The sequence below is a fragment of the Aggregatibacter kilianii genome, from assembly GCF_003129965.1.
Lineage (GTDB): Bacteria > Pseudomonadota > Gammaproteobacteria > Enterobacterales > Pasteurellaceae > Aggregatibacter > Aggregatibacter kilianii_A.
The window spans coordinates 1-4,797 of record NZ_NRCJ01000027.1 but is presented as its reverse complement, the minus strand read 5'-3'; the positions used below and the strand labels follow the sequence as shown (position 1 = coordinate 4,797).

4 protein-coding genes are annotated in these 4,797 nt (G+C 39.6%); 1 reads left to right on the top strand and 3 read right to left on the bottom strand.

The annotated features are described in order from the left end of the window. Window positions 1-481: 481 nt before the first annotated feature. Entirely contained in the window at window positions 482-1,177 is a 696-nt protein-coding gene (locus tag DK430_RS12985) for an Eco47II family restriction endonuclease (RefSeq protein WP_109079467.1), read from the bottom strand. A 79-nt stretch (window positions 1,178-1,256) separates the two neighbouring features. Between DK430_RS12985 and DK430_RS12980 the strand changes: the two genes are divergently transcribed. Beyond that, entirely contained in the window at window positions 1,257-2,483 is a 1,227-nt protein-coding gene (locus DK430_RS12980) for a DNA cytosine methyltransferase (protein WP_109079466.1), read from the top strand. Between the two features lie 38 nt (window positions 2,484-2,521). Here DK430_RS12980 and DK430_RS13505 read toward each other — a convergent pair whose 3' ends face one another. Both DK430_RS13505 and DK430_RS12970 read right to left on the bottom strand, forming a co-directional pair. Beyond that, window positions 2,522-3,928 (bottom strand): relaxase/mobilization nuclease domain-containing protein, encoded by a 1,407-nt coding sequence (locus DK430_RS13505; protein ID WP_109079465.1) that lies wholly within the window; start codon window positions 3,926-3,928, stop codon window positions 2,522-2,524. Continuing rightward, window positions 3,925-4,230 carry a MobC family plasmid mobilization relaxosome protein gene (locus DK430_RS12970; protein ID WP_109079464.1) on the bottom strand — a complete coding sequence of 102 codons (306 nt, stop codon included), beginning with the start codon at window positions 4,228-4,230 and terminating at the stop codon, window positions 3,925-3,927. The genes DK430_RS13505 and DK430_RS12970 overlap by 4 nt, the downstream gene beginning before the upstream one ends. Between the last annotated feature and the right edge of the window lie 567 nt (window positions 4,231-4,797).

Below are 4,797 nucleotides of genomic sequence, written 5' to 3'. Positions count from 1 at the left end.
TAACAAAAGATTTCTGGCTTTTTCTCGAATGTTGCTTGAATGGGGCAACAATAAAACGTCGTGGCATTTAAGCAGGTTTGGAAATTCTAGACCCTATTAGAATTTCGCTGATTACCTTAAATCTCGCTTATCAGGTGTACGCTGTATTTCTTGGGGCTTTCGCCTTTCTAACCGTGGTACGAAACGGAGACAGAGCCTAGATTTCGTTCTAGGGACGTTATCACTTCATCGCCTGTTTATGCTTCCGCAGTCCGAGCTGAAGACCGTCTAATTTAAGGGGTGCGTTTCTTGTTAAGTGGGGCAGTCGTTGAATGGTTTTTTGGTAGTAGTGACTGTTCTGAAAGCGTTTTCGCTTGCATACCTAGCTACCCTTTGCTATGATTTGACTTGTCTAGGGTCTTGTCATAGCAAAGAACGCATAAACAAGATTATAGGAAAAGGGCGTAGATGTCAAAATCTACGCCCTTTTCCTTTTTAGTATTTATTTTTTATTTTTGTAGATGAAATCAAATTCGTCTTTTGAAAGACTATCAGAAATGTCTCGTTCTTCATTAAATTCTTCCTTGATAATTTCAGCTGTAATTTCTGGTAGCATTTGATAAAGCTCTTCCAAGGCATTTGAGTTCCCTGTAACCTTTTCATAAAAGGTTTTCCCATCTATTTGTCTGATCCTGTCATTTTCAGGTCGTTTAGTACTTGTTTTGTTGTCTGATGGGGTAAATGGTTTATCGTATGACTTACCATTAGGTGGTAAGATTTCCACATAATAGCCAATGGTATTTTCGTCGGCGTCTGATAAGCATTTCTCCAAGTCATCATAAATAGCAACTTTATGATTCCCCTTAGTTGTATTGTGTTTATTTTTTACTTCAGCAATAAATTTTGGTCCTTTTAAATCAACGATTTCTCCCACTCCTAAATCTTGTACTCCATCGATAGTTCCTAAGATTTTTTGATGTAATTCCCCAATTTTATTCTGTAAGGTTTTTTGAGCCTGTCTAGTGAGTTCTCTTTGCTCCCATTCTTCTCTTGTTATATTTAATATTGTGCATTCTAAAGCCTGAGAGAACACATCAATTGTGTTTCGTCTAAGATCTGCTTTATCGCTTTCTGTGTTTAGGGTTTCTTTGACTAAAGGTTTAAGAACGTCTTTAATTTTTTTACGATCAAATGTCATATTTTTTCCTTAAAAATGCTGGACCTCACATAATCAACTCAGTATAATCATCATATTTAGTTGAAAATGAAGGTATTCTATGGATTTATTTTTTTCAGCAGAAACTATTGCTGATGTTCTTTCAGTCTCAAAGTGTAATGTCAGTAGTTGGGCTAATAACGGTAAACTTGTTCCTGAACTCGACCCAGACAAACACCAGAAACCATATACAAGAAAACAACTAGAATCATTTCCTGAGTTTCAGAAAATGTTCAACTCAAAATGGGATGAACATATGTCTATCGAGCCAATTAAAGATTATAGCCTAGTTGAATTATTTGCGGGTGGTGGTGGCTTAGCTTTAGGTCTAGAAAAAGCAGGGTTTAAGTCCATAATGCTTAATGAACTTGAAAAAGCTCCTTGTGAGACACTTAAAGCCAATAGACCGAATTGGAATGTAGTTCAAGGTGATATTTCTCATATTGATTTTACTGAGTTTGAAGGGAAGGTTGATTTATTAACTGGTGGTTTCCCTTGTCAGCCGTTTTCTTATGCGGGGAAAAAATTAGGGTTGGATGATATTCGTGGAACTCTTGTTTTTGAAATGATAAGAGCTATTAGAGAGATAAAACCTAAAATATTTCTTGCTGAGAATGTGAAAGGGTTACAGACCGATAATAATGGAAAGACGTTGTCGAAAATCATAGAGTTTATTGAAGATTCTGGGTATACAGTTGTTGAATATAATGTATATAAGATAATGATGTATAACGTTCCCCAAAAGCGAGAGCGACTAATTCTAATTGGTGTAAGAAATGATTTAGCAAATAATGTTATGTTTGAACCGCCTTCATTTTTTAAAAAGGTTGTTACTGTAAAGGACGCTTTAAAAAAAGGCGAGCTATATGATTCTGATGTTCCAGAATCTTTGGGGCAAAAATACCCTTCTCGTAAAGAAGAAATTATGTCTTTTGTTCCTGAAGGTGGATATTGGAGAGATCTTCCTATAGAACTACAAATGGAATATATGAAAGGGAGTTTTCATTTAGGTGGTGGAAAAACAGGAATGGCTAGACGTTTATCTTGGAACGAGCCATCCTTAACATTAACCTGTTCACCAGCACAAAAACAAACTGAACGATGCCACCCAAGTGAGAATAGACCCCTAACAACAAGAGAATATGCAAGAATCCAAACATTTCCTGATGATTGGGTTTTTAAAGGGACAATAACGCAGATTTATAAGCAAATAGGAAATGCTGTTCCTGTAAATTTTGCTACAGCAATAGGAAAATCTATTGTGAAAATGCTGAATAGCCTAGGATAGTATTACAAGCCCGAAAATTCCTTTTCGGGCTTTGGTATTTAAAGGCTCATTCCCTTGCTACGCTGTTTTTGTCGTTGTTTGATTACTTTTTCAACCTGTTGATTAAAGCCTGCAATGTCTCTAATTGCCTGCTGATTTCGTTGTATTGCTGAATGATCAGGGCGTTTTCTGTTCGCAAATTCTCTAATTCTGCTGATAAAGCCTTGCGTTCGTTCTCTTGCTGTTCTAGCAAGATTTTCAAGGTGTTTTCTAACATCACTTCGATTTCGGTCGCCATTTATTTTTTCCCCTTTTTCGTTTCGTGGACTTCCAAAATTTTCAAATTGTCGCCCCACGTTTTCCCCATTAAATCCTTGTCCACCGCTACGCAAGGTTTGATCCCTTTGTCCGTTTGGCAAGTAGTTAGTTTTATCCCCCCACTCTGTTCTTTGGCTATTTCGGCTGAGTGTTGCCATTCGGTCATCTCTTGATAAGCTGTTTTGGCTTGCCACGTCAAAAGCCCTGCGGTTATCGCTATCAAGGCTAATATTGTCCCTGCGATAATGGTCGGAAATCGATACATTTTCACGGTATTTTTTATCAATTTCGCCTGCTCGATTTGGATATTTTCGGCTAAATTCTTGTTGGCGTGCTGTAATTGCTCTATCAAGTTTTGTTCGTGCTGTTTGATAGCGGTCTGAACTATCTCGTTTGTAGTTTCTAGCTCTTTCTTCGATGTTTGCTGAAAGGTCTGTGCTAAATCTAAAATCTTGCTCATAGAAAGCCCCTTTTAGGCGTAAATTCTGCCCGTCTGTTTTGATTGAGATGTTTCTAGGTGTAATGCGTGCTATTTCAAAGCCTGCGGTTTTTAGGGCGTTTATAACGTCCTGACGGTCGTTTATATGCCCTGCGGTGGCTAACGCCGTTAAACCGTCCGTAATCGCCTGTAAAGCCTGTTTTTTATCGCTAGGTAATTCTTGCTTAGTTACCATATTTTGCTTTTTGGCGGGGGCGTTTGGGTCGGTCAAGGCGTATTCGTGGTTGATTACCTGCTTGAAGTTTTCAGCAAGTGGGCGATCTGCCCTGTCGTAGTAGGGTTGTAGGCGTTTTCCTGTCGTTAATTCAACGTTAGGGATAACGAAATTTAATTCAAGTCGCCCCTTGTCCGTGTGCTGTACCCATGAAATGTTGTATTGTTCAGGGGAAAGCCCTGCAAAAATTGCCTTTTCAAAGCGTGCCATAATTTCACGCTTTTGATTTTCAGGTAGGTCTTTTTCTTCAAAGGATAGACAACCTGCGGTGTAAGTGTTTTTAAAATCTAGGCTGTCCGCTATGTGTTGCGATAGTCGGGGATCACCCTGCAAGATTTTGGCGGTGTCGTCAGGCTTATTCAGCAAATAATCCACGCAAGCCTTGCAACTACTAGGCTTGCCCTTGCTACGTTTCTTAAAAAATTTGACGATCATAGGGCGTTTTCTCGTATTTCATTGAGTTTTTTTTCAATGTTTCGCAAGGTAGCCAACACGCTAACAAGGTCAATGCTCGGTTTTTGGCTGTTGCATTGGCGTGCGATTTGGTTCAGGTTTACTCCTATGCGGTTCAGTTCGAACAATAGCTTAGAGTCTGCCGCCTTAATTTGGCGTTGTGATACGCCTGTTAAGACACTATCTCTAATCCATTCTGCAAGCCGTGCTTTCGTTTTTTTGCTCATCAGCTCGCTATGTTCGCTATCAGTCAGTCTTATTTTGATCTCTTTAGTTCGTTGCATTTAGTATCTCCGTTCATCGCTATTGAGCAAAATTACTGTGTAATTTTGCTTGGGGGTCAAGGGGGATTTATCCCCTTTGCTAGGCACATAAGGTAACTGCCCTGCAGTCCCCTTTGTGTGTCCTAGCTACTAAATTTAGACAATAGTATACCAAAGCCCCAAGAGTGATACTATACAGACTGGGAGCCGATAGGCGACTTCGTTTTATTAGGCGAACGTAGTGAGCCTTTGAAAAAACCAAAAATAAAAAAACTATTATTAGCGACCGAGAGACCGTGGGCGGTAGGTTTTGAGTGTGGGCAAATTGTGAAAGCGTTAGCGGTAGCCTGTGCGGTAACTTGTGGGCAATCCGCTTGCGGTTGTCCAGCAAGTTATCCATCAGGCTATTCACATTTTGTCCATACGTCCCGTAGGGCAAAACCGTTTAACCGTCCATAGGCTCGACCGGAGCCTATAAACGTAATGACGGAGAAAGAACGCTTTTGTTTTCTAACAAAAGATTTCTGGCTTTTTCTCGAATGTTGCTTGAATGGGGCAACAATAAAACGTCGTGGCATTTAAGCAGGT

Excerpts from the sequence above, each read along its gene's own strand:
- DK430_RS12985 (WP_109079467.1), bottom strand. The coding sequence starts at position 1,177 with ATGACATTTGATCGTAAAAAAATTAAAGACGTTCTTAAACCTTTAGTC.
- DK430_RS12980 (WP_109079466.1), top strand. The coding sequence starts at position 1,257 with ATGGATTTATTTTTTTCAGCAGAAACTATTGCTGATGTTCTTTCAGTC.
- DK430_RS13505 (WP_109079465.1), bottom strand. The coding sequence starts at position 3,928 with ATGATCGTCAAATTTTTTAAGAAACGTAGCAAGGGCAAGCCTAGTAGT.
- DK430_RS12970 (WP_109079464.1), bottom strand. The coding sequence starts at position 4,230 with ATGCAACGAACTAAAGAGATCAAAATAAGACTGACTGATAGCGAACAT.